This window comes from Bacillus sp. FSL R5-0434, from assembly GCF_038004745.1.
Taxonomy (GTDB): Bacteria; Bacillota; Bacilli; order Bacillales; family Bacillaceae; genus Bacillus; species Bacillus halotolerans.
In genome coordinates, this window is sequence record NZ_JBBORV010000001.1 from 449,451 (window position 1) to 474,614 (window position 25,164).

Below are 25,164 nucleotides of genomic sequence, written 5' to 3' on the forward strand. Positions count from 1 at the left end.
CATGCAAGTACTCGCAAAAGAAAACATCAAACTCAATCAAACGGTTGCAACAAAAGAAGAAGCGATCAGATTGGCGGGCCAAACGCTGATTGACAACGGCTACGTGACAGACGATTATATTGAAAAAATGTTTGAACGGGAAGAAACATCTTCTACCTTTATGGGGAATTTTATTGCCATCCCCCACGGCACAGAAGATGCCAAAAGCGAAGTGCTTCACTCAGGGATTTCAATCATTCAAATTCCTGGCGGAGTAGAGTATGGAGAAGGAAACACAGCCAAAGTCGTATTCGGCATTGCCGGAAAAAATAACGAGCATTTAGACATTTTGTCTAACATCGCCATCATCTGCTCAGAAGAAGAAAACATTGAACGCCTGATTTCTGCGAAAAGCGAAGAAGATTTGATCGCGATTTTTAACGAGGTGAACTAGCATGATTGCCTTACATTTCGGTGCGGGTAATATCGGGAGGGGCTTTATCGGTACGCTGCTTCACCACTCCGGCTATGAAGTGGTGTTTGCGGATGTAAATGACACGATGGTCGGCCTCCTTAATGAAAAACGGGCATACACTGTTGAACTCGCAGAAGAAGGGCGTTCATCAGAGGTGATCGGCCCGGTCAGCGCCATCAACAGCGGCAGCCAGCCGGAGGAGCTGTATCGGCTGATCAATGAGGCGGCGCTCATCACGACGGCTGTCGGCCCGAATGTATTGAAGCTGATTGCCCCGTCTATCGCAGAAGGCTTAAGACGAAGAAGCTCTGCCGACACACTGAATATCATTGCCTGTGAAAATATGATTGGCGGAAGCAGCTTCTTAAAAAAAGAAGTATACAGCCACTTAACAGAGGCGGAGCAGGAGGCTGTCGGCAACACTGTCGGATTCCCAAATTCCGCGGTTGACCGGATCGTGCCGATTCAGCATCATGAAGATCCGCTCAAAGTGTCGGTTGAGCCGTTCTTTGAATGGGTCATCGACGAATCAGGCTTTATAGGGGAAACACCGGCAATAAAAGGCGCGCTGTTTGTTGATGATTTAACGCCGTACATCGAACGAAAGCTGTTTACCGTTAATACCGGCCATGCTGTAACGGCCTATGTCGGCTATCAGCGCGGATTAAAAACGATAAAAGAAGCGATCGATCATCCGGAAATCCGCCGTGTTGTTCACTCAGCGCTGCTTGAAACCGGTGATTATCTCATCAAAACGTATCATTTTAAGCAATCAGAACACGAGCAATATATTAAAAAAATCATCGGCCGCTTTGAAAATGAATTTATCACCGACGATGTGACCCGTGTGGCGAGATCGCCGCTCAGAAAGCTTGGGGAAAATGACAGGCTTGTAGGTCCGGCGAAGAAAATCAAAGAGCCTAATGCACTGGCTGAAGGCATTGCTGCGGCGCTGCGATTCGACTTTGCCGGTGATCCGGAAGCGGTCGAGCTGCAAGCGCTGATCGCGGAAAAAGGATACAGCGGAGTGCTTCACGAGGTGTGCGGTATTCCGTCTCATGAACCGCTGCATGCCACCGTTTTAAAAAAACTGAATCAATAACCGGACCCGTGACTATACGTCACGGGCTTTTTTTACCATCTCGCAATCTAGTATAATAGAAAACGCTTACGATAACAGGGGGAGGAGAATGACGATGAAACAATTCGAGATTGCGGCAATACCGGGAGATGGAGTAGGAAAAGAAGTTGTGGCGGCTGCTGAGAAAGTGCTTCATACAGCAGCTGAGGTTCACGGAGGTTTGTCATTCTCATTTACGTCATTTCCATGGAGCTGTGACTATTATATGGAGCACGGCGAAATGATGCCTGAGAACGGCATACATACGCTCACTCAATTTGAAGCGGTTTTCTTGGGAGCGGTCGGAAATCCGAAACTGGTTCCAGACCATATTTCCTTATGGGGGCTGCTGCTGAAGATCCGGAGAGAGCTTGAGCTTTCCATTAATATGAGACCAGCCAAACAAATGGCCGGCATCACGTCGCCGCTGCGGCATCCGAACGATTTTGATCTAGTGGTGATTCGCGAGAACAGTGAAGGTGAATACAGTGAAGTCGGCGGACGCATTCACAGGGGTGACGATGAAATCGCCATCCAGAATGCCGTGTTTACGAGAAAAGCGACAGAACGTGTCATGCGCTTTGCCTTCGAATTGGCGAAAAAACGGCGCGGTCATGTGACAAGTGCGACAAAATCTAATGGAATTTATCACGCGATGCCGTTTTGGGATGAAGTCTTTCAGCAGACTGCGGCTGATTACAGCGGAATCGAAACGTCATCCCAGCATATTGATGCGTTGGCCGCTTTTTTTGTGACGCGTCCGGAAACGTTTGATGTCATTGTGGCGAGCAACCTGTTCGGTGATATTTTAACCGACATCAGCTCGAGCCTGATGGGAAGCATTGGCATTGCGCCGTCTGCGAACATTAACCCGTCTGGCAAGTACCCATCCATGTTCGAACCGGTTCATGGTTCAGCTCCGGATATTGCCGGCAAAGGCCTTGCCAACCCAATCGGCCAGATTTGGACAGCGAAGCTGATGCTTGACCATTTCGGAGAGGAAGAACTGGGGGCAAAGATCCTCAATGTGATGGAACGAGTCACGGCTGACGGCATTAAAACACGCGACATTGGCGGACAAAGCACGACGGAAGAGGTCACTGACGAAATTTGTGTGCGTTTAAGAAACTTATAAACATGCAGGCCGGGACGAATGGTTGCCCCGGCCGTTTACAAAAATTTCAACAGATTACTAACCAAGAAGATCCAAATGCTGTATAATGACATGGAATTCTTAGGAAGGTATCAGGTGGAAGAAGTTGAACGCAAAAACGATCACATTAAAGAAAAAATCAAAAACCAAATGGATTGTACTCAGTACTGCATGTATTCTAGCTTTCATTTTCATGATCAGAATGGCGTTTTATATGCCCTATCTCGTTGAAGGTTCATCAATGGCTCCGACGCTAAAAGACTCAGAACGAATGTTGGTTGACAAAGCAGCCAAATATACAGGCGGATTTCATAGAGGCGACATCATCGTGATTCATGACGAAAAGAGCGGCCGTTCATTTATAAAACGGTTAATCGGTTTGCCTGGCGACTCAATTATCATGAAGGATGATCAGCTATACATAAACGGTAAGAAAGTGACGAACCGTATCTAAAGGAACATAAACAAGAAATGCAAGCGTCAGGGGAAAATCTCACGAGTGATTTTGAAGCTGAGGTTCCTGCCGGCAAATATTTTGTAATGGGAGATAACCGTCTCAATTCGGTGGACAGCAGAAATGGAATGGGGATGCCTTCTGATGAAGATATCATTGGTACGGAGTCTCTAGTCTTTTATCCGTTCAGTGAGATAAGAGTAGCAAAATGAATACATACGCAAAAAAGAGATAATGCTTGATGAAATGAAAGAAAGGGTGGAGAACGATGAAACCATATATGCTGCCTCACCGCTACCCATTTTTATTGATTGACGGCGTGACAGAAAGCGAGCCCGGCAAGCATGCAGCTGCTTATAAGCTGGTCAGTGAGAACGACTGGTTTATCACTGACACGCAAACAGAAATGCCGTTTTCACTTGTGATTGAAGCACTTGCGCAAACCGCGGCTTTTACAGGAATTACAGATGAAAACAGCTTGGGCTTATTGTCTTCCGTGAAGAAAGCGGAAAAGCTGGGCGCGGCCATACCCGGTGACCGGCTTGATCTTACGTTTGAAGTTACGCGCAACCGGCGCGGGTTTGTGTTTGGACATGCCAAGGCGTCAGTGGGCGGGCAGCCTGTTGCTGAAGCTGAAATCGGCATCTATATTGAAAAATGAAAAAAACCCTTCACTACGATTTGTGAGGGGTTCTATTATTTCGTATCGTAATCCCGTTCGCTTTGTGAGTCATCTCGTTGCTGCCGCTTCTGTTTTTCATCATTCATGTTTTCCTTCAGCTCTTCATTCGGTATCGGATCGGTCAAGTCATTATGTTCGGGGTTTTCATTAGGGCGGTTCTGCTGTTTTCTCTCTTTCATGTTTTATCACCTCACCATTTGTTTTCCTCTAATGTCTCCACTTGAAACATGTGAAATGGCTGTTTTGTTCCGCTGGGTATAATGTATTAGAATAGAACCAGAACAACTAAAAGATAAAGAGAGGTACATATATGTCTGTTCAAAGAGAAGATGTGAATATCAAGCTGATTGCTATTGATATGGACGGAACACTGCTGAATGACGAGCAGCTGATTTCAGACGAAAACCGCAACGCGATTCGTGAGGCGGAGGATAAAGGTGTTTACGTGGTCATCAGTACGGGCCGGACGCTGATGACGTGCCGGGAGCTGGCTGAGTCGCTGAAGCTGTCGTCTTTTTTAATCACGGCTAACGGCAGCGAAATCTGGGACTCGAATTTTAATTTAGTGGAACGCAATCTGCTCCACACGGATCACATCAAAATGATGTGGGATTTGCGGAATAAGCACAACACTAATTTCTGGGCTTCAACTGTTAACAAAGTGTGGAGAGGCGAGTTCCCGGAAAACATCACTGATCATGAATGGCTTAAATTCGGATTTGACATAGAGGATGACGACATCCGAAACGAAGTGCTGGCGGAGCTCAGAAAAAATAAAGAGCTCGAAATCACAAACTCAAGCCCGACAAACATCGAGGTCAACGCGCTCGGCATCAACAAAGCCGCAGCCCTTGCGAAGGTTTCTGAAAAACTCGGCTTTACGATGGAAAATGTCATGGCGATGGGCGACAGCCTGAATGATATCGCGATGATCAAAGAAGCCGGGCTGGGCGTAGCGATGGGCAATGCCCAAGACGTCGTGAAGGAAACGGCTGATTGGATCACTGATACAAATATAGAAGATGGCGTCGCTAAAGCGATACGTCATTGGGTACTATAAGAAAAGAGTCCTGAGATAAGGACTCTTTTCTTTTTTTTATCAGGGAGATTTTCTTCTAGGACCATGGTAGGTTTTCTAACAAAGTTATTTCACAAACTGATATGATTGAATATAATGAAATAAAGTTCAAAAATTCGGAATAGTCGTTCCGAATTTCGGAACAATAAAATACATAGAGCAATCGTTTGCTTGGCAGGAGGGATTCTGTGTTTCAAGTTGATTTAAATTGTGATTTAGGGGAAAGCTTCGGAGCCTATACGATAGGTCTTGATCAAGATATTTTAGCGTTTGTTACTTCAGCGAATGTCGCATGCGGATTTCATGCAGGGGATCCAAGTGTCATGCGGAAAACAGTTGCCCTTGCTGCTGAAAAAGGCGTAAAAATCGGCGCTCACCCGGGACTCCCGGATTTGCTCGGCTTCGGCCGCCGAAATATAGCGATTTCTCCAGAGGAAGCATATGATCTTGTGGTTTATCAAATTGGCGCCTTGTCAGGGTTTTTAAAAGCGGAAGGACTTCACATGCAGCACGTCAAGCCGCACGGCGCTTTGTACAATATGGCCGCAGTCGATCAGAAGCTATCGGACGCCATTGCAAAAGCTGTCTACAAGGTCGATCCAGGACTGATTCTTTTCGGCCTTGCTGAGAGCGAGCTTGTAAAAGCGGGAGAACGGATCGGGCTTCAAACAGCAAGTGAAGTGTTCGCCGACAGAACATACCAAGCGGACGGGACGCTCACGCCGCGCTCCCAGCCGGACGCACTCATTGAAAGCGATGATGCCGCCGTCACTCAGGTGATCAAAATGGTGAAAGAAGGGACGGTCAAATCTCAGCAAGGACATGATGTGTCATTAAAAGCAGATACAGTTTGCATTCATGGAGATGGAGCCCACGCGCTGACATTTGCGCAAAAAATCAGAAAAGAGCTCAAAGCGGCCGGAATTGAAATGACTGCTATTTCAGCGCAGAAGTAATCAGAAGGAGGAAAATAGATGGAGCAGCAGAAAAAAACAGCAGGGAAAAAAACGGGCAGCTGGTCATTGCTGATGGGGGCCGCCTTCTTAATGGCGACATCAGCAATCGGCCCGGGATTCCTGACACAAACCGCAACATTCACAAACACACTCGCAGCAAGCTTCGGTTTTGTTATTTTAATTTCTATTATTTTGGATATCTTCGCTCAAACCAACGTATGGCGCATCATTGCGGTCTCAGGAAAAAGGGGCCAGGAGATTGCGAATATGGTGCTTCCCGGACTGGGATATGTCATCGCAATTCTCGTCGTGCTTGGCGGACTTGCCTTTAATATCGGGAATATCGGAGGGGCTGGGCTCGGACTTCAAGTCTTGTTCGGCATTACACCAGAAACAGGCGCCTTAATCAGCGCCGTCATCGCCATTCTGATTTTTGTCATCAAGGAAGCAGGAAAAGCGATGGACCGTTTTACGCAAATCGCGGGTTTTGTCATGATTATTTTAACTGTCTTTGTTGCGGTCACCACAGCGCCGCCGGTCGGACAGGCTGTGGCTAACACGTTTGTCCCTGAACATATCAGTATATTTGCAATTGTCACATTAGTCGGCGGAACCGTCGGGGGATATATCACATTTGCCGGCGGACATCGTTTGCTTGATGCAGGGATTAAAGGCAAGGAATCCATCCCCCAGGTGACAAAAAGCTCAGTTATCGGCATTTTAATTACATCCATCATGCGGATCGCCCTTTTCTTAGCTGTGCTCGGCGTTGTTTCAAAAGGCCTGCACATTGACGAAAGTAACCCGGCGGCCTCTGTGTTCCAGCTGGCAGCGGGAAATGTCGGTTATAAAATTTTCGGATTGATCATGTGGTCAGCGGCCATTACGTCTGTTATCGGAGCCGCTTATACATCTGTTTCGTTTTTTAAAACCTTTTCTCCAAAAATTGAAAAGAATTCACGCGGCATTATTATCGGATTTATTGTCGTTTCTACATTAGCCTTCGTTACCATCGGACAACCGGCAAAAATTCTCGTGCTTGTCGGATCTCTGAACGGTTTGATTCTGCCGATTGCGCTTGGAACGCTGCTTATTGCTGCATATAAGAAAAACATTGTCGGTGATTATAAGCATCCGCTTTGGCTGACAGGCTCAGGTGCCCTGGTTGTCATCGTCATGGCGATTATGGGCGTCTACACGTTATTTACACAACTTCCTCAATTGTGGAGCTGATAAGAGTGGATCATTTAAACAAGATGGCGCCAAGAGATGTGCGCGCGTTTATACGAGAGGGGAAAATAAACGGGCCGACTGCCGGAATGTCCGGCGGCTATGCTCAAGCGAACCTTGTGATTTTGAAAAAAGATCTGGCATTTGACTTTCTGCTGTTTTGCCAGCGGAATCCAAAACCCTGTCCGGTGCTGGATGTGACGGAATCCGGTTCGCCTGTGCCGTCGCTTGCAGCGCCAGATGCGGATATCAGAACGGATTTTCCAAAATACCGTGTATACAGGCACGGTGTTTTGACAGATGAGATATCTGATATTACGCCATACTGGGAGGACGATTTTGTCGGCTTTCTGATCGGATGCAGTTTCTCTTTTGAACAAGCGCTGATCAATCATGGAATACCCGTCAGACATATCGACGAGGGGACGAACGTTCCAATGTACAAAACGAATATAGATTGTGTTCCGGCGGGGCCGTTTCATGGACAGATGGTTGTCAGTATGAGACCGGTTCCTGAACGGCTCGCTGTACGTGCCGCACAGGTAACCTCGCGTTTTCCGGCTGTGCACGGAGGACCGATTCATATCGGCAATCCAAAAGCGATCGGCATACAGGATTTGAGCAATCCAGATTTTGGGGATGCCGTTTCTGTTCGTGAAGGCGAGGTTCCTCTATTTTGGGCATGCGGGGTAACTCCGCAAGCTGTGGCTATGAATGTAAAACCTGAAATGGTCATCACACATGCGCCGGGACATATGCTCATCACAGATATTCGAGACGAGTCGCTTGCGGTGCTGTAACCTCTCGTCCTCCTGATGAACGAGAAATAAACGAGGTGAGAAAGATGACTGAACGATTACAAATCGAACAGCTCGGTGATTCTGCAATGATGATCCGATTTGGAGAAGAAATTAGCGAGCAAGTAAACGGTCTTGTCCATGCCGCTGCCGCTTATATAGAAGAACAGCCGTTTCCGGGATTCATTGAATGTATCCCGGCTTTTACGAGTCTTACCGTATTTTATGATATGTATGAAGTGTATAAGCATTTGCCTCAAGGCATCAGCTCGCCTTTTGAGAAGGTGAAACGCGATATTCATGAGCGGCTCGGAGAATTAACGGCTGATTATGAAAGCAGCCGTCGCATCGTTGAAATTCCCGTCTGCTATGGCGGTGAATTCGGGCCTGATTTAGAAGAGGTGGCGAAGATCAATCATCTCACACCCGAAGAGGTCATTGAGATTCATACAGGCGGTGAATATGTGGTGTATATGCTGGGCTTTGCACCGGGGTTTCCTTTCTTAGGCGGGATGTCCAAACGCATTGCAGCTCCAAGGAAATCATCGCCAAGACCATCGATTCCCGCCGGTTCAGTCGGAATTGCGGGACTGCAAACAGGCGTTTATCCGATTTCGACACCGGGCGGCTGGCAGCTGATTGGCAAAACGCCGCTGGCTCTATTCCGGCCGCAGGAAAACCCGCCAACGTTATTAAGAGCAGGAGATATTGTTACATTTGTCCGCATCTCAGAGGATGACTATCACGCCTATAAGGAGGAGTCCAATTGAGCATGAAAGTGTTAAAGCCCGGACTGCTCACAACGGTTCAGGATATAGGCAGAACGGGGTATCAAAAATACGGCGTGCTGGCAAGCGGCGCCATGGACACGGTATCGCTTCGAATCGCAAATCTGCTGATCGGAAACAGCGAAAAAGAAGCCGGCCTTGAAATTACGCTGATGGGTCCCGGCCCGTCGCTTTATGTGTCAGAACCAATGCTGATTGCCGTAACAGGAGCGGACTTTACCCTGCGTGTGAATGATGAGGAAGCGCCTCTTTGGAAACCTGTGCTCGTTAAGGGAAACAGCACGGTCACCTTCGGCCCCTGCAAACTCGGCAGCCGCGCTTATTTGGCGACAGCCGGCGGCTTCAATGTACCTGCTGTGATGGAAAGCAAAAGCACGTATGTCAGAGCGGGCATCGGCGGATTTCACGGAAGAGCGCTTCAGAAGGAAGATGAACTGCCGATCGGAGAGATGTCATCTCTTTCGAAAACCATCGTCTCCCGCTTGAGCCAACACCTTGGCCAGCGAGGATTTGCGGCGCCGAATTGGTCAGTCAGCCGATACAGATTTCTGCCGTTAAAAAAGAATCCGGTGATCCGAGTGCTGGAAGGAAAACAATTCTCTTTTTTCACAGAAGAATCGAAAACGCGGTTTTATGAAGAAACGTTTCGTGTCACTCCGCAGTCCGATCGTATGGGCTACAGGCTCAAAGGGGAACCGCTTCAATTGAAGGCGCCGCTTGAGATGGTGTCAGAGGCGGTTACATTTGGAACAGTTCAGGTGCCGCCTGACGGCAATCCGATTATCCTGCTTGCAGACCGGCAGACGACGGGAGGTTATCCGAGGATCGCTCACATCATTTCAGCTGATCTTCCGATTGCCTCGCAAATCATGCCGGGCGAGCACGTCCAATTTGAGCCTGTATCCCTTCAGGAAGCGGAAGCGCTTTTCATTGAACGGGAAGCGCATTTAAAAGAACTGAAAACAAGAATGAAAATGGAATGGCTGACATAACAAAGGGGATGGAATGATGCAGAATAAAAACAAAACCGTAGTGAAATCTATGGCGTTGCTCAATTTGTTTTTGCATGAACCAAGCCTTACTTTAAGCGAACTCGTTTCCCTGTCAGGAATGCCGAAAACCTCTGTTCACCGAATGGTCAGCTCACTGGAAGAAATGGGGTTCATCAATCGAGACCCATCCGGCGTTTATACGCTGGGACTGGTGTTTTTGGAATTCGGACAGCTTGTCGCGGACAGACTCGATATCAGAAAAATAGCCAAGCCTGTGATGGAAGAGCTTTGCCGTGAAGTAGATGAAGCCGTTCATTTGATCATGAGGGACGGAAATGAAGCGATCTACGTGGAGAAGATTGAAGGGACACAAACCGTTCGCCTCTACACTGCAATCGGCCGGCGTTCTCCTCTGTACGCCGGGGCATGTGCCCGGAGCATTTTGTCCTTTCTGCCCCGTGAAGAAATTGAAGCGTACATCAAACAGACAGAGCTCATTCCGATCGGTTCAGGGACCATGACAGATCCGTCAAAGCTTCTTGAGGCCATTGAGGCCTCAGTGCAAAACGGCTATACCGTCAGCTATTCAGAACTCGAAAACTATACGGCCGCTATTGGCGCGCCGATTTTTAACCATCATCACCAGGTGGCGGCCGGCATCAGTATTGCAGGGTTTGAAGCGAGATTTACAGAAGACAGGCTGCCGTATTTAACGGAAAGAGTAAAACAAGCCGCTTTGCAGATTTCCAGAAAAATAGGGTATCCATAAGTAGCCGATCTTTTCTCTGCTGCGTACATTAACGTATCGACGTTCATGAGTGGAGGAAAGATCATGGTGCTTCAGTATACAGCGCTCGGAGATTCTTTAACGACGGGGAGAGGCTCTGGGCTGTTTTCTGCAGGATTTGTCCAGCGCTTCAGAGACATGATGGAAGCCGATCTGAAATCAAAAACAGCCGTATCGGTTTTCGCCAAATCCGGTCTTGATACAGAGGAAATCCTCGGGCTCCTGTCATATCCCTATGTTCAAAAACAAATTCAAGCCGCTGATATGATTACGATCACAGGGTGCGGAAATGATCTCATTGAATCTGTATTATCCTATCAATCTTCTCAGGATGAAACGATTTTCAGCCGTGCGTCCGCGCATTGTCATGAGAATTTTGAAAAGATGATTGCCCATATCGCCAATATCAAAGGGTCAGATCCATCACCTTACGCCATCCGTGTTTTTAATTTATACAACCCGTTTCCCAGCATTGGCATTGCTGATCAATGGATTACTTCATTTAATTCGCATTTGAAAACGCTGGCAACAGCACCTCATGTTAAAATCGCTGACGTTTACAGTGTCTTTAAAGGGAAAGAGCAGGAATACCTGTCTTTCGACGGTGTCCATCCGAATAGCAGCGGCTATCAGGCAATGGCCGAAGTGCTCCGAGGAATAGGTTATCGAGAATTATCAGTTTCATAGAAAACGCGCCTGATCACTGGCGCGTTTTTTTATATGAATTCAAATATTAAAAGAAACTTAAATTTCCCCGTCTCATGTTCTATATACAAAAAAAGTGCGCTAGAATAATGGAGGGCAAAGGCAAATATAGGCATAACGCTCAATATTTCGTATATAAGGAAGGATGGTCCTTTTGTTTCGCATTTTTAAAATGTCTTTTGCGGTTATCATTATCATACTGGCGCTTATCGCTTTTAACTATACGGAACACACCTCTGTTATCCAATCTGTCATGCTCGTTTTCCTGGGCGCTGTCATGTTTATTCAGGGGCTTGAAGAACGCAAAAAAGAAAACGACAGCTCAGGAGCATTTAACATCTATACTGCCGTTTTCGTTTGGTCTGTTTCTCTCATCGGTTTTACGCTTTATATGATATAAATCTATGATACATCCAGAAAATGCTCAACCGTCGGGAACGGCGTATAGAACCGATGCAGCAAGGCTTTCCACTCTTTGTACTCGGAAGACCCGCGAAAGCCTTCAGTGTGGTCCTCAAGCGTTTCCCACTCTACGAGCAGCAGGTACTTATGTGTTTCTTCCATACATTTTGATAAAGAATGTGTGATATAGCCCTTCATTCCGGCAATGATCGGCGCCGCCAGCCGGAACGCGTCCTCAAATTCTTGTTCAAGCCCCTCTTTAATATGAAGCATAGCTGCTTCTCTGACCATGTGATCCCTTCTTTCCTCTTTTCAAATAGTTTACAGGAAACGAAAGGAGATTTCTGCAAAAACGATGAACCTTTTCCTTCATTTTCAAAAAGATCTTGCACGTACTAATTCATTTAAGAGAAAATAACAAGTGGAAGGCAGGGGAAAGTCATGTGTAAAAAGTGTATTCTACTATTATTTCTATGTATCGGGCTGATCGGATTAATCGGATGCTCCAAAACAGATTCACCAGAGGACCGAATGGAAGCATTCGTAAAACAGTGGAACGATCAGCAATTCGATGACATGTATCAAAGCCTGACCAAAGATGTAAAAAAAGAAATCTCCAAAAAGGATTTCGTCAGCAGATATAAAACCATCTATGAGCAGGCAGGCGTAAAAAATCTGAAAGTCACTGCGGGAAAAGTGGACGAGGATGATAAAGACAATAAAACGATGAAGCACATCCCATACAAAGTCAGCATGGACACAAATGCGGGCAAAGTCAGCTTTAAAAATACCGCTGTGCTGAAAAAAGAAAAAACAGATGATGAGGAGTCATGGAATATAGATTGGGACCCATCGTTTATTTTCAAGCAGCTGGCTGATGACAAAACCGTTCAAATCGCCAGCATTGAACCGAAACGCGGCCAAATCTACGATAAAAACGGGAAAGGCTTAGCCGTCAACACAGATGTTCCGGAAATCGGAATTATTCCCGGAGAACTTGGCGATAAAAAAGAGAAAGTCATAAAAGAGCTCGCGAAAAAACTGGATGTAACTGAAGATGACATCAACCAGAAGCTGAAACAAAGCTGGGTCAAAGATGATTCATTCGTGCCGGTCAAAAAAGTAAAACCGGACGAAGAAAAGTTAGTGTCTGAAGTGACGTCATTAAAAGGCGTCACAAGAACAAATGTCAGCTCGCGCTATTATCCGTATGGCGAAAAAACAGCTCATCTGACAGGCTACGTTCGCGCGATTACGGCGGAAGAACTGAAGAAAAAGAAAGACGGAACATACAGCGATACGTCAAACATCGGAATCGCAGGTCTTGAAAATGTGTATGAAGATAAGCTCAGAGGCACAACAGGATGGAAAATCTACGTTCCGCAAACCGGCGAAGTCATCGCTGAAACGAAAGCGAAAGACGGTGAGGATTTACATCTCACAATTGATATCAAAACGCAAACAAAGCTTTATGACGAGCTGAAGGATGACAGCGGGGCGGCAGTCGCACTGCAGCCGCAGACAGGTGAAACACTGGCTCTTGTCAGCGCGCCTTCTTACGATCCAAACGGATTTATCTTCGGATGGAGCGATAAAGAATGGAAAAAACTAAACGAAGACAAAAACAATCCGTTTTCAGCGAAATTCAACAAAACATATGCACCAGGATCCACGATTAAACCGATCGCTGCTGCTATCGGCCTGAAAAACGGCACGCTTAAAGCCGCAGAGAAGAAAACTATCAAAGGGAAACAGTGGCAGAAAGATTCAAGCTGGGGCGGCTATTCTGTTACACGAGTGTCTGACAGCTTAGAGCAAGTGGATTTGGAACATGCCCTGATCACGTCAGACAATATTTACTTTGCGCAAAACGCGCTTGATATGGGAGCGGACACCTTTACAAAAGGCATGAAAACATTTGGGTTTGCAGAGGATATTCCATTTGAATTCCCAGTCCAGCAATCGTCAATCGCAAACGACAAGCTTGACTCAGACATTTTGCTTGCGGATACAGGCTACGGACAGGGACAAATGCAGATGTCTCCGCTTCACCTAGCGGCAGCTTACACGCCATTTGTCGATAATGGAGACCTCGTGAAACCGACGCTTATCAAGAAAGACTCACAAACCGCTGATGTCTGGCACAAACAAGTGCTCACAAAAGAAGGAGCCGCCGATATTACAAAAGGTTTGAAAGGCGTAGTCGAAGATGAGCGCGGGTCAGCGTATCAGCCTGTCGTAAAAGGAATCACTGTCGCTGGAAAAACGGGAACAGCCGAGCTGAAAAAATCAAAGGATGATAAAGACGGCACCGAAAATGGCTGGTTCGTCGGCTATGACTATAAAAACAAAGACCTGCTTGTCGCAATGATGATTCAAAATGTTCAAGATCATGGCGGCAGCCACTACGTAGTCGAAAAAGCAAAAAAGCAATTTCAATCGAAATAAAACCTTTTTAACGGGAGTGAAAGGAAAAAGGGCGTCTGAGGCCGAATGATCTAGTAAGGGGCAAAAACCCGGTTTATAAAGAAAAGAGGGATTTTGCATGCAGCGTATTCATTTGGCGGAGGATCTTCAATTTTCAAGAGTGATACACGGGCTTTGGCGTCTGAATGAATGGAACTATTCAGACGCTGAGCTGCTCAGTCTCATTGAGTGGTGTGTCGATCAAGGCATCACTACCTTTGATCATGCGGATATTTACGGGGGCTACACGTGCGAAAAAGGGTTTGGAAATGCTCTTGCTCTTTCACCCGGATTAAGGGAAAACATAGAGCTGGTCACAAAATGCGGCATCGTTCTTGAATCACCTGAACGCCCTGCTCACAGATCGCACCATTATAATACAAGCAAAACACACATTCTCGCGTCTGTTGAACAGTCGCTTTTGAATCTCAGAACGGATTATATCGATGTGCTGCTGATTCACAGACCGGACCCGCTCATGGACCCGGAAGGAGTGGCTGAGGCGTTTCATGCGCTGAAAAGCTCCGGGAAGGTCAGATATTTCGGTGTGTCGAACTTTAAAGGCCATCAATATCGGATGCTGGAATCGTATCTGCCTGAAAAGCTTGTCACCAATCAGATTGAGCTTTCCGCATATGAATTAGAAAATATTCAGGACGGCACATTGAACCTGTGTCAGGAAAAACGGATTTCTCCGATGGCCTGGTCGCCGCTTGCAGGCGGTAAAGTATTCGCCGGAAACACGGAAAAAGATCGGCGCATTCGTACGGCGCTTGAAACTGTTCAGGCTGAAATCGGTGCTGCCTCATTGGACGAGGTGATGTACGCATGGCTGTTCACGCATCCGGCCGGCATCATGCCGATTGTCGGAAGCGGAAAACGCGAGCGTATTTCCGCCGCGGTAAACGCCTTGGCGTATAAGCTTGATCAGGATCAGTGGTTCCGTATTTATACAGCCGTACAAGGCCACGATATACCATAAAGAAAAAGCATCAGCATAACGGCTGATGCTTTTTCAATATTGTCACACCGCTTAGTGCCAAATTCCCATTTATAAGTGATTGAATCCTGTTTGAAAGCGTTTTATATTAATATAGAAACCCTCTTTTTTTCCTCTTCCTATATCTCCATGCGACTTCATCCGCACATCACGAATGTCTGGAGGCCTTTTTATGTATATGACTGCAAGAGAACAAAAGCTTTTAAAGCATTTATTACTACTGAACCGATATGTAACCGTAACGGAGCTGGCTGAGCTGATGGAAGTGAGCACCAGAACCATTCACAGGGAGCTGAAATCAATCAAGCCGCTGATGGAGACTGTGGGGCTCAAGCTCGATAAACAGCCCGGCAAAGGCTTGAAGGCGGTAGGAAGTCCCGAAGATAAACAAAAGCTGCTCACCGAGCTGTCACATGAACAGCATGAATACAGCGCCGACGAACGAAAACTGCTGATTCTCTGTTCGCTATTGGAGTCCCAAGAACCGGTGAAGCTGTACACGCTCGCTCATGATCTGCAGGTCACCAATGCTACGGTCAGCTACGATTTAGATGAGCTGGAGAAATGGATTTCTCCGTTCGGGTTAACACTGATCCGAAAAAGAGGCTTTGGCATCCAGCTGATGGGGCCGGAGAACGCGAAACGAAAAATTGTCGGCAATCTGATTGTGAACCGCCTCGATATCCAAATGTTTTTGGAAGCGGTTGAATTAAACATTAAAGGAAAAGCTGATTCCACCGAGAAGATGTTCGGGGTTGTCAGCAAAGGCGAGCTGTTAAAAATGGAGCGGATTTTATTCCAGCTGAAAGAAAAAATCGCATTTTCTCTATCTGACAGCTCCTATATAGCGCTTGTCGTTCATCTGACGTTTGCGATCGAACGCATTAAACTGGGCGAGACGATCAGCATGGAAGAGAGCGAGCTTGATGAACTCAAGAGTGCTAAAGAATACAGCTCCGCTCTGGAAATCGCGGGCGAGCTTGAACGTGCTTTCGGCGTAACGATCCCGGAAGCGGAGGTCGGCTATATTACGATCCATCTGCGAAGCGCCAACCGCAAATACAAAACAGAATACAGAGCGCAGGAAATAGAGCTTGAAACAGCCTTGCAAACAAAACGGCTGATCGCTTTTATTTCAGAAAAAATCAGAATGGATCTGACGAAAAACTACTCTTTATATGAAGGTTTGATTGCCCATTTGGAGCCGGCCATCAGCCGCATGAAAGAAAACATCGACATCTATAATCCAATGAAGGAACAGATCAAGCGTGATTATTTTCTGCTGTATATGGCGATAGAAGAGGGCGTGGAAAAATTCTTCCCGGACATGTCCTTTTCTGATGATGAAATCGCCTTTATCGTTCTTCACTTCGGTTCAGCACTTGAAATCAAAAAAGAAGAAGCAAAAGTGAAAGCGCTTGTTGTCTGCTCAAGCGGAATCGGTTCTTCGAAAATGCTTGCTTCGAGATTGAAGAAAGAGCTGCCTGAAATTGAATCGTTTGATATGTCATCACTGATCGAGCTGAAGGACCGCGACACTCATGCCTATGATATGATTGTGTCCACTGTGCCGATCCCTTATCAAAACATCGACTATATTATGGTCAGCCCGCTTTTAAATGAGGAAGACGCAAACCAGGTAAAGCAGTATATCAAGCGGAAAATCCCGCTCATTCTTGAGAAAAAAAGAAGCCCGAAGGAAGAGACGCGGCAAGCCGACATCCCTGACATGCTGGCAGCGGCGGAAAGCGTGGGACGATACATGGCGGTGATTCAAGACGTCTTGCGCCATTTTTCACTCACTGAAATGAAAACAAAGCCGGATCACGGCATGCTGCTGTTTGAGCTTTTTCAACAGCTGAAAAAGGATGGCCTCATCCGAGATCCGAAAAAAGCGGCGGATTGCCTTGCAGAACGCGAAAAACAAGGGGGATTGGGCATACCGGGTACAAACATGGCGCTTTATCATCTCAAAAATGATCATATCGTCCTGCCTTTTTTCAAAATGTATGACCTCAGCACATCTTTTGAAGTTAATGGCATGGACGGAAATACCCTCGATATGACAAGAATTCTCGTCATGATGGCGCCGGCCACATTATCAGCTGAAGGCTCAGAGATTTTGAGTGCGATCAGCTCTGCCATTATTGAAAGCGGAGAAAGCATGGCGGGCTTTCAGGAGGAAGGGGAACGAGAACTGTATCAGCGTTTAAACCGCATCTTTTTCACATGGATGAAAGAAAAAAACATCCCGTAATCATCTATTTCACACGCCAAAAAAAGGCGTGTGTTTTTGTATGGATGCAGCACAAAATAAAAAAATGCGGGACTATTTTATCATTCTGTAATGGAATAATTCCAAAATGAAATAGTTTTACAAGTTATCTTTTTTGGGTTAAAATGGGTGAGGTAAGGAAGATAATCTAACAAATTATTGAAGATTCAAGAGAATATAGGAGATGACAATATGGAAACATTACAGCATCTGATTCTGCATGACATGCCGAATAGCGAAGAAATAGAAGCTGTAAAAAGCGGAGCCCACACACTGACATATGCAGCATATCACAAACGGATCAATCAGCTGGCGAATGCTCTGCTTCAAAAAGGAATTCAAAAAGGCGACCGTGTGGCATTGCTTTGCAAAAATGGCCACCCCGCATCAACCATTATGTTTGCCGCACTTGAAATCGGGGCCGTTGTAGTGCCCGTCAGCTGGCAGCTGAAACCATACGAGATGACAGGCATTTTAAAAGCAAGTGAACCGAAAGCATTGTTTTACGGAACGGAATTTAAAGAGATAATGGATGAAGTGCTGCCTGAGCTGTCTTCTGTGCGTTTGATCATGGAAACAGGAACAGCGTATGAGACGTCTCCAGTGTTTGAAGCGCTTTTTGCAGGACCTGATCATTTGCCGGAAGCAGAAACAGTTTCTCCGGATGATACAGCGCTTCTGATGTTTACGTCAGGGACAACAGGAAATCCGAAAAGATGCATGATCACCCATGGCGGTATATACAATTACGTATCAAAGTCAAATAGCTCAAGCGCACGAATGAAAAATCTGCGTTTTCTTGCGTGCCACCCGATTTATCATACAAGCGCGCTTATTTGTATCATGCTTGGAACGTTTGCGGGAACCACGTTTATTTTTACAAAGGATCAAGATCCCGTTTGTATGCTGAAGGTCATTGAAGAAGAAAAAATTCAAACCATTATGGCCCTTCCTGTGTTTTACACATATTTGCTTGAGGCGTGGGAAGAACATCAAACCGATCTGTCCTCGCTCATCATTTTGATGACAGGCGGAACAAAAGTGCCTAGCAGCCTGATTCAGCGGTATCTTGATATCGGCATCCAGCTCGCTCACGGTTACGGAAGCACAGAAGCTTGGGGAATCAGCACATGGGTTCCTGAAATGGGAATGGATAAAGCGGCCTCTGCCGGTAAACCCGTTGCTGATGTTCAAGTCAAGGTAGAAGATCCTGAGACGAGAGAAGAGCTGCCGCAAGGTGAAATCGGAGAAATCGTGGTGCACAGCCCATTCTTATTTAAAGGCTATGAGGAAAACCCTGAAGCGACAGCAAAAGTGCTGCAAAACGGCTGGTTCAGAACCGGAGATTCAGGCTACGTGGATGAGGACGGCTTTATCTTCATCACCGGACGCTACAAGGATGTCATTATTTACGGAGGCGACAATGTCTATCCTGATCAGGTTGAAGAAGTCATCCAGCAGATCCCGGGCATCCTTGAAACAGCAGTGGTCGGGATACCAGACCCGCTGTACGGAGAAAAACCAAAAGCCTTTATCGTCACTAACGGCACTCAGGAAATAACAGAAGCGGATGTCATTGCATTCTGTAAAGAACGCTTGTCCGCTTACAAAATTCCTGAAATCGAATTCGTAAAGGAACTTCCGAAAAATAATCTCGGCAAAGTGAAAAAAGATGTCTTGCGCAAGCAAGCCGTACATTCATAACAGAAAAAGCCCGTCATTTATGTGACGGGCTTTTTTGCGGTTGCACAGACTGAAAGCTCAGGTTTAATGTCTTTATATTGGATATCAATGTCTTTGAAGCCTGCCGCTTTCAGGTCAGCGAGCATCTGTTTACCGAACGATTCAGTTTTCTCGGGACCGGCATCTGCTTCCCGGGGCTGCATCGTAATGGCTGCTTTGCCGCCAGGTTTTAATGCTTGAAAAATCTGTTTGATGCCTTCTTGCTGGTCTTTCCAAATCGTGTAGTTGTTAACGGAAATGACTTTATCGTAATACGCGGCGGGGAGGGGGAACGTTTCAATGCTGCCCTGTATCAGGCGAACACGGTCTGTTTTTAATCTGTGTGCAGCCAGCTTCAGCATAGCCTCTGATACATCAATCCCATGGATATGCACACTCTTTTCGCGTTTCAGCATCTGCTTCATGCAGTATCCTGGTCCAAAACCGACTTCTAGAATGCGGTCTCCGCGTGTTAATCCAAGCTGATCTATTGTCCACTGATTCAGTGTTTTATTTTCAGCAGCCATGATGTATCCGGCAAGTATGCCGAACATCCCCTTCGGTCTGCTGAATTTTTTAGAAAGCATGTTAATCATTCAGCAACCTCCTTTTCACATCATTTTCCTCCTTGCGTTTCATGTGAAACATTTTTCTGATAAAGCATTCCGAAGGTGCTCATCCATGTTTACCCAGAGAATGCACGAGGTACACAACAAATAGACATGAAAAACAAAGGAGGAGAATCATCATGGCAAACTATCCAAAAGAACTGCCGGCACAAACCCAAAATCGCCAGCCGGGAATCGAAAGCGAAATGAACCCAAGTCCGGTATATGAGTACGAGCATTATAAAGGTGCGGATAAACTAAAAGGAAAAGTCGCACTCATTACAGGCGGTGACAGCGGAATCGGACGTGCGGTATCTGTCGCTTACGCAAAGGAAGGCGCTGACATCGCCATTGTATATAAGGATGAGCACGGAGATGCTGAAGATACCAAAAAACGCGTGGAACAAGAGGGCGTGAAATGTCTCTTAATCTCCGGAGATGTGGGCGAAGAGGAGTTCTGTAATGAAGCGGTTGAAAAAACAGTCAATGAACTCGGCCGTCTGGATATCCTTGTGAACAATGCCGGTGAGCAGCATCCGAAGGAAAGCATCAAAGATATTTCAAGCGAACAGCTTCACCGCACATTCAAAACAAACTTTTATTCACAATTTTATTTGACTAAAAAAGCAATTGATTATATGAAACCAGGCAGCGCGATCATCAATACGACTTCCATTAACCCTTATCGCGGTAATCCGACGCTGATTGATTATACGGCAACGAAAGGCGCGATCAATGCCTTTACAAGAACAATGGCGCAGGCACTTGTCAAAGACGGCATCCGTGTAAATGCGGTAGCGCCGGGACCAATCTGGACACCGTTAATTCCGTCTACATTCTCAGAAGATACAGTCGCTCAATTTGGGCAAAATACGCCGATGGGCCGTCCGGGTCAGCCTGTTGAGCATGTCGGCTGCTATGTGCTGCTGGCATCAGATGAATCATCCTATATGACAGGACAAACGCTGCATGTAAATGGCGGAGACTTTGTGACGACGTAAGAGGGAGTGAGGAAATGAGCATCACGAAAGAAGAAGTAAACAGCTACTATCAAAAAGCCGGTATTGTCTTAACGGATGATGAAGTAGAACAAATTCAGCTCATGGACTACGGCTTGGGAAAAGAACGAAAATCCGGGCTCCAGCTCTTTGTCTATGTGAATACAGACCGTTATTGTTCAAAGGAACTGGTGCTGTTTCCGGGACAGACTTGCCCGGAGCATCGCCATCCGCCGGTTGACGGGCAGGAAGGCAAGCAGGAGACCTTCCGCTGCCGCTACGGAAAAGTGTATCTTTATGTTGAAGGAGAAAAAACGCAGCTTCCAAAGGTTCTTCCTCCTCAAGAGGATAGAGAATACTATACAGTCTGGCATGAGATCGAGCTTGAACCCGGCGGGCAATATACAATTCCGCCGAACACGAAGCATTGGTTCCAGGCCGGGGAGGAAGGCGCAGTCGTAACGGAAATGTCTTCGACTAGCACAGACAAACACGATATCTTTACCGACCCTAGAATTTAAGGATGAGGCTTAAAAAGCCCATCCTTTTTTATATTGAAAAAAACGGAAACACCGTTATAATGGGTAAAAAAGGAAAGAGGGCGAGGGAGATGTTCACCTGCAGTGTAAACGAGCACATTACCATCCGGTTATTAGAGCCAAAGGATGCGGATCGGCTGGCAGCGATTATTCATGAGAACCAACAGCGAATCAGTGAATGGCTATTCTGGGCTGAAAATCCAAGTGATGCCGAAACGTACAGGGAAACCCTCATTCCCAATTGGCGGCGTCAGTATGCTGACATGAACGGAATCGAAGCGGGGATTCTGTATGACGGCAGCTTGTGCGGTATGATTGGCCTGCATAACCTTGACCAAGTGAATAAAAAAGCGGAGATTGGCTATTGGATTGACGGGGAATACGAAGGAAAAGGCATTATTACTGCCGCCTGCCGGGCACTCATCACATATGCTTTTCAGGATCTGAAATTGAATCGGGTTGCCATCTGCGCGGCTGTCGGAAATCACAAAAGCAGAGCGATCCCGGAGCGTCTCGGCTTTCAAGAGGAAAGAACAGCAAGGGAAGGCATATTCATTAAAGGCAAGTTCCACGACCTCGTCTATTACAGTTTGTTAAAGCGTGAATGGGAAGCAGAAAAATAAAGAGCGCATTTTCTTGTTTAAATCGTTCCCGGATGTGGAAAAGTAACAGCGGAGACGTTAAAAAGGAGTGATTCGAGATGAATCAGCAAGATATTAAACAAAAAGTGCTTGATGTTCTAGATCACCATAAAGTAGGTTCGCTCGCAACGGTTCAAAAGGGCAAACCTCATTCCCGCTACATGACTTTCTTCCATGACGGGCTGACGATTTATACACCGACAAGCAAAGAAACTCATAAAGCTGAAGAAATTGAGAATAACCCTAATGTGCACATTTTATTAGGTTATGATTGTGAAGGCTTTGGCGATGCGTATGTCGAAGTCACAGGAAAAGCAAAAATAAACAATTCATCAGAATTGAAAGACAAAATCTGGAGTTCTAAATTGGAGCGCTGGTTCGACGGCAAGGATGACCCGAATCTGGTGATTCTTGAAATCGAACCGGAAGATATCAGGCTAATGAATGCGGGAGAGAAAACACCAGTCTCACTCGAATTATAATAAAAGTTTGTATTTGCAGGGGCGATATGTTATCATGAATAGCTAAGCAAGAAAAATAAGCAAATAAAAAAGAAAGTAAACTTCTTTTTTCTGTTTTGAGAGAGAAGCTTTTACCGCTTCACAAGCAGCAAACCAGCTGCCCTTATTCTTTTCCTTCATAACAAATCGCCCCTAACGATGAGATGGAAAAAAGACTTTTTTGTTTTACAATTCACACCGGCGCGGCTTCGGAGCCGCAGTGACGATTGAGAGGTAGGGCTTTCGTTGTCTTGTGTTCAAGAAATTTCCATGGTGTTTACTTTCCAGAATGATTCTTCGGAACAATGCTACATGAATCGAACCCGCCCGAATCGGCGGATAATATAATCTTTATTTGCGTATAGAAAAGAATAAGACAAACCGCTCGGCGTAAGCCGGCGGTTTTTTATTGTGAAAAAAACAAATCACACATGAAACTTCTCGTTGTTTCCTTCAGTCTTATCACTAGGATGAAACTGGAGGAAAGAATACTGTGCATGTCATTACAACACAAGTCGTTTTTATTTTCTGTTTTTTGTTATTGATTCACTCAATAGAGACCCTTGCCTATGCCACAAGGCTTTCAGGGGCCCGGGTAGGGTTTATCGCATCCGCGCTTTCCTTGTTTAATGTCATGGTAATCGTGTCAAGAATGTCGAACATGGTGCAGCAGCCCTTCACGGGGCGCTTAATTGACGATGCCGGAAAAAACGCGCTGGCGCTCGTAGGCGAGCAATTCCGGTTCCTGATCTTTGGCTCGACGGTTGGGACTATTGTGGGCATTATCCTGCTCCCGTCGTTTGTCGCCCTGTTTTCACGTGCGATTATCCACTTGGCGGGCGGGGGCGGCTCCGTTTTACAAGTTTTTCGGAAAGGATTTTCTAAGAATGGATTTAAAAATGCCTGCTCCTATTTGCGTCTGCCGTCTGCTTCGTATTTGAAGGGATTTCACATGCGCTTGATTCCAAAACGGCTGTTTGTCATCAACATGCTGATCACCTCCATTTATACAATTGGCGTGCTCTCCGCATTGTACGCAGGGCTCCTAGCACCCGAGCGAAGCACGACGGCGGTTATGGCATCAGGCTTAATCAACGGGATTGCGACGATGCTGCTGGCCATTTTTGTTGACCCGAAAGTGTCTGTTCTTGCCGATGATGTGGCAAAAGGAAAACGAAGCTATATTTATTTGAAATGGACCTCTGTGACAATGGTGACGTCAAGGGTGGCGGGCACACTTCTTGCCCAGCTTATGTTTATCCCTGGCGCATATTATATCGCGTGGCTGACAAAATGGTTTTGATAGCGAAAAGCTGACCCGGTAAAAGGTCAGCTTTTTATTTATTCGGCGATGTTGCCCATAGAGATGGCGATTCGGTTCCAGCTGTTAATCTGATTAATGATGAGGATGAGATCAACATATTCTTTTTCATTATAAAATTTACGCACCTCCTGATAAACATCATCAGGCATACGCTTGTTAGAAATAAAAGTGACATGCTCCGTCAGCAATAATGCTGCTTTTTCTTCAGGTGTATAAAAACTGCACTCTTCCCAAGCGTTTAATCCGTAAATACGCTGTTCGGTTTCTCCCATTTTTCGGGCATCTTTCGTATGAATGTTAATGCAGTAGGCGCAGCCGTTCAATTGTGATGCTCTTATTTTCATTAGCTCTCTTGTTGTCCGGTTAATGCCGGATGTTTTCGTGTATGCCTCCATATTCATCATGATATGTAACCCATCAGGTGCTATTTGATCGTAGGGAATCCTCTTCGTCATCATTCCCTCTCCTTTCACTGCTGTATCATTATTACATGATGATTGGGTTAAAAAGAAAACAGCCTGAAGCAGATCCAAGCTGTTTTTCTTAACAGTGCAGCGCACAACATGCCGCTTTATCGTTTATTTAAAGTTTCTTAATCCGCGGTCGTACAGAAAGTTTCCGAATGGGACGAATGCGGCGACGAAACCGGCGGCTGACCATTTCAGCGACCATTTCACAGAGAACGTCACATAGGCCAACACAAGCAAATACAAAATAAACAATCCGCCGTGAACAGAACCGACAATTGTTACCGCAAGCGAAAGGCCTGCCCAATATTTGAGCGGCATGGCGACGAAAAGCAGGATTAAGAGTGACATTCCTTCAATAAAACCCATCGTGCGAAGTCTTCCGATCGGCGTTTGCAGCATAAATCGCCCTCCTTGTGGACACGTTTTCATCTATACTATAAACAATCCGGCGGGCATATATGACAAGTTTGAGAAAATGTTCGGAAAACATTCATATTTAAAAAATCTATCTTGGACCTCAGTCTTGTCATTTACACAAATTCCCGAGATAATGTGAACAAAAATAAAAGAAGGATTTTGATATGAAACTTGACCAAATTGATTTGAATATCATTGCGGAACTGAAAAAAGACAGCCGTTTGTCCATGAGGGAGTTAGGAAGGAAAATTAAGCTGTCCCCGCCATCGGTCACCGAACGGGTGAGACAGCTGGAATCGTTTGGCATCATTAAGCAATATACGCTGGAGGTTGATCAGAAAAAACTTGGCCTTCCAGTTTCCTGTATTGTCGAGGCAACCGTCAAAAACGGGGATTACGATCGATTCAAAAGCTACATTCAAACGCTGCCGAATATTGAATTTTGCTACCGGATTGCGGGAGCGGCCTGCTATATACTGAAAATCAACGCGGAGAGCCTTGAAGCAGTAGAAGCTTTCATCAACAAAACAACGCCTTACGCCCAAACCGTCACTCACGTCATTTTCTCAGAAATTGACACGAAAAACGGGCGCGGTTAGAGAGTGT

Annotated in this window: 28 protein-coding genes and 1 pseudogene; 24 read left to right on the forward strand and 5 right to left on the reverse strand. The window is 46.0% G+C overall.

Annotated elements, in window-relative coordinates:
* The first annotated feature begins 1 nt into the window (after position 1).
* The 5 genes and pseudogenes from NYE43_RS02270 to NYE43_RS02290 all read left to right on the forward strand — a co-directional run bounded on the left by NYE43_RS02270 (position 2) and on the right by NYE43_RS02290 (position 3,842).
* Positions 2-433, forward strand: coding sequence for a PTS sugar transporter subunit IIA (locus NYE43_RS02270; protein WP_059291950.1), 432 nt, complete (start codon positions 2-4; stop codon positions 431-433).
* Position 434: 1 nt separating this feature from the next.
* A complete protein-coding gene (locus NYE43_RS02275) occupies positions 435-1,556 on the forward strand; it encodes a mannitol-1-phosphate 5-dehydrogenase (protein WP_101863995.1) in 1,122 nt (373 codons plus the stop codon).
* Between the two features lie 88 nt (positions 1,557-1,644).
* Positions 1,645-2,709, forward strand: a complete 1,065-nt coding sequence (locus NYE43_RS02280) for a tartrate dehydrogenase (protein WP_185848278.1) — start codon at positions 1,645-1,647, stop codon at positions 2,707-2,709.
* A gap of 124 nt (positions 2,710-2,833) precedes the next feature.
* Positions 2,834-3,393 (forward strand): annotated as a pseudogene (gene sipU, locus NYE43_RS02285) (signal peptidase I sipU).
* A 56-nt stretch (positions 3,394-3,449) separates the two neighbouring features.
* A complete protein-coding gene (locus NYE43_RS02290; RefSeq protein WP_024120239.1) occupies positions 3,450-3,842 on the forward strand; it encodes a 3-hydroxyacyl-ACP dehydratase FabZ family protein in 393 nt (130 codons plus the stop codon).
* A gap of 35 nt (positions 3,843-3,877) precedes the next feature.
* Here NYE43_RS02290 and NYE43_RS02295 read toward each other — a convergent pair whose 3' ends face one another.
* On the reverse strand, positions 3,878-4,042 hold the full coding sequence (locus NYE43_RS02295) for a hypothetical protein (protein ID WP_024120240.1): 165 nt from the start codon (positions 4,040-4,042) through the stop codon (positions 3,878-3,880).
* Between the two features lie 131 nt (positions 4,043-4,173).
* Here NYE43_RS02295 and NYE43_RS02300 point away from each other — a divergent pair, with 131 nt between their 5' ends.
* From NYE43_RS02300 to NYE43_RS02340, 9 genes are all read left to right on the forward strand, one after another.
* Positions 4,174-4,923: a Cof-type HAD-IIB family hydrolase gene (locus NYE43_RS02300; RefSeq protein WP_185848277.1), complete on the forward strand. Its 750-nt coding sequence runs from the start codon at positions 4,174-4,176 to the stop codon at positions 4,921-4,923.
* A 206-nt stretch (positions 4,924-5,129) separates the two neighbouring features.
* Positions 5,130-5,897 carry a 5-oxoprolinase subunit PpxA gene (pxpA, locus tag NYE43_RS02305; RefSeq protein WP_185848276.1) on the forward strand — a complete coding sequence of 256 codons (768 nt, stop codon included), beginning with the start codon at positions 5,130-5,132 and terminating at the stop codon, positions 5,895-5,897.
* 18 nt (positions 5,898-5,915) lie between these two features.
* Positions 5,916-7,130, forward strand: a complete 1,215-nt coding sequence (locus tag NYE43_RS02310; RefSeq protein ID WP_103671939.1) for an NRAMP family divalent metal transporter — start codon at positions 5,916-5,918, stop codon at positions 7,128-7,130.
* A gap of 5 nt (positions 7,131-7,135) precedes the next feature.
* A complete protein-coding gene (locus tag NYE43_RS02315; RefSeq protein ID WP_260627289.1) occupies positions 7,136-7,927 on the forward strand; it encodes a putative hydro-lyase in 792 nt (263 codons plus the stop codon).
* 44 nt (positions 7,928-7,971) lie between these two features.
* Entirely contained in the window at positions 7,972-8,694 is a 723-nt protein-coding gene (gene pxpB / locus NYE43_RS02320; protein ID WP_101860993.1) for a 5-oxoprolinase subunit PxpB, read from the forward strand.
* Between the two features lie 2 nt (positions 8,695-8,696).
* Entirely contained in the window at positions 8,697-9,704 is a 1,008-nt protein-coding gene (locus NYE43_RS02325) for a 5-oxoprolinase subunit C family protein (protein WP_185848954.1), read from the forward strand.
* A gap of 16 nt (positions 9,705-9,720) precedes the next feature.
* Positions 9,721-10,473, forward strand: coding sequence for an IclR family transcriptional regulator (locus tag NYE43_RS02330; RefSeq protein WP_185848275.1), 753 nt, complete (start codon positions 9,721-9,723; stop codon positions 10,471-10,473).
* A 63-nt stretch (positions 10,474-10,536) separates the two neighbouring features.
* Positions 10,537-11,178 carry a GDSL-type esterase/lipase family protein gene (locus NYE43_RS02335; protein ID WP_185848274.1) on the forward strand — a complete coding sequence of 214 codons (642 nt, stop codon included), beginning with the start codon at positions 10,537-10,539 and terminating at the stop codon, positions 11,176-11,178.
* A gap of 172 nt (positions 11,179-11,350) precedes the next feature.
* A complete protein-coding gene (locus tag NYE43_RS02340) occupies positions 11,351-11,596 on the forward strand; it encodes a YczI family protein (RefSeq protein ID WP_010333057.1) in 246 nt (81 codons plus the stop codon).
* A gap of 2 nt (positions 11,597-11,598) precedes the next feature.
* Here the strand turns inward: NYE43_RS02340 and NYE43_RS02345 are convergent, their stop codons facing one another.
* The gene (locus NYE43_RS02345; RefSeq protein WP_024120249.1) at positions 11,599-11,889 is read right to left on the reverse strand and encodes an antibiotic biosynthesis monooxygenase family protein; all 291 of its coding nucleotides are present in this window, start codon (positions 11,887-11,889) and stop codon (positions 11,599-11,601) included.
* A gap of 150 nt (positions 11,890-12,039) precedes the next feature.
* Here NYE43_RS02345 and NYE43_RS02350 point away from each other — a divergent pair, with 150 nt between their 5' ends.
* The 4 genes from NYE43_RS02350 (at position 12,040) to NYE43_RS02365 (ending at position 19,043) form a co-directional block, all read left to right on the forward strand.
* Entirely contained in the window at positions 12,040-14,046 is a 2,007-nt protein-coding gene (locus NYE43_RS02350) for a penicillin-binding transpeptidase domain-containing protein (protein WP_024120250.1), read from the forward strand.
* A gap of 97 nt (positions 14,047-14,143) precedes the next feature.
* Positions 14,144-15,046 (forward strand): aldo/keto reductase, encoded by a 903-nt coding sequence (locus NYE43_RS02355; protein WP_095714100.1) that lies wholly within the window; start codon positions 14,144-14,146, stop codon positions 15,044-15,046.
* Positions 15,047-15,236: 190 nt separating this feature from the next.
* Positions 15,237-17,321, forward strand: a complete 2,085-nt coding sequence (locus NYE43_RS02360) for a BglG family transcription antiterminator (protein ID WP_185848273.1) — start codon at positions 15,237-15,239, stop codon at positions 17,319-17,321.
* A gap of 210 nt (positions 17,322-17,531) precedes the next feature.
* Positions 17,532-19,043, forward strand: a complete 1,512-nt coding sequence (locus NYE43_RS02365; RefSeq protein ID WP_185848272.1) for a class I adenylate-forming enzyme family protein — start codon at positions 17,532-17,534, stop codon at positions 19,041-19,043.
* Positions 19,044-19,060: 17 nt separating this feature from the next.
* Here the strand turns inward: NYE43_RS02365 and NYE43_RS02370 are convergent, their stop codons facing one another.
* Positions 19,061-19,657: a class I SAM-dependent methyltransferase gene (locus NYE43_RS02370; RefSeq protein ID WP_024120254.1), complete on the reverse strand. Its 597-nt coding sequence runs from the start codon at positions 19,655-19,657 to the stop codon at positions 19,061-19,063.
* Between the two features lie 152 nt (positions 19,658-19,809).
* Between NYE43_RS02370 and NYE43_RS02375 the strand changes: the two genes are divergently transcribed.
* The 5 genes from NYE43_RS02375 (at position 19,810) to amj (ending at position 23,650) form a co-directional block, all read left to right on the forward strand.
* Positions 19,810-20,670, forward strand: coding sequence for an SDR family oxidoreductase (locus NYE43_RS02375; RefSeq protein WP_106022297.1), 861 nt, complete (start codon positions 19,810-19,812; stop codon positions 20,668-20,670).
* Between the two features lie 14 nt (positions 20,671-20,684).
* On the forward strand, positions 20,685-21,188 hold the full coding sequence (gene lyxE / locus NYE43_RS02380) for a D-lyxose ketol-isomerase (protein ID WP_024120256.1): 504 nt from the start codon (positions 20,685-20,687) through the stop codon (positions 21,186-21,188).
* Positions 21,189-21,277: 89 nt separating this feature from the next.
* Positions 21,278-21,829, forward strand: a complete 552-nt coding sequence (locus NYE43_RS02385) for a GNAT family N-acetyltransferase (protein ID WP_185848271.1) — start codon at positions 21,278-21,280, stop codon at positions 21,827-21,829.
* Between the two features lie 77 nt (positions 21,830-21,906).
* Entirely contained in the window at positions 21,907-22,329 is a 423-nt protein-coding gene (locus NYE43_RS02390) for a pyridoxamine 5'-phosphate oxidase family protein (protein WP_024120258.1), read from the forward strand.
* A 511-nt stretch (positions 22,330-22,840) separates the two neighbouring features.
* Positions 22,841-23,650: a lipid II flippase Amj gene (gene amj, locus NYE43_RS02395; RefSeq protein ID WP_044161803.1), complete on the forward strand. Its 810-nt coding sequence runs from the start codon at positions 22,841-22,843 to the stop codon at positions 23,648-23,650.
* Between the two features lie 38 nt (positions 23,651-23,688).
* Here amj and NYE43_RS02400 read toward each other — a convergent pair whose 3' ends face one another.
* The gene (locus NYE43_RS02400) at positions 23,689-24,126 is read right to left on the reverse strand and encodes a carboxymuconolactone decarboxylase family protein (RefSeq protein ID WP_024120261.1); all 438 of its coding nucleotides are present in this window, start codon (positions 24,124-24,126) and stop codon (positions 23,689-23,691) included.
* A 123-nt stretch (positions 24,127-24,249) separates the two neighbouring features.
* On the reverse strand, positions 24,250-24,540 hold the full coding sequence (locus NYE43_RS02405) for a DUF3817 domain-containing protein (RefSeq protein ID WP_010333070.1): 291 nt from the start codon (positions 24,538-24,540) through the stop codon (positions 24,250-24,252).
* Between the two features lie 182 nt (positions 24,541-24,722).
* Between NYE43_RS02405 and lrpC the strand changes: the two genes are divergently transcribed.
* On the forward strand, positions 24,723-25,157 hold the full coding sequence (gene lrpC / locus NYE43_RS02410; RefSeq protein WP_010333071.1) for a transcriptional regulator LrpC: 435 nt from the start codon (positions 24,723-24,725) through the stop codon (positions 25,155-25,157).
* The last annotated feature ends 7 nt before the right edge of the window (positions 25,158-25,164 follow it).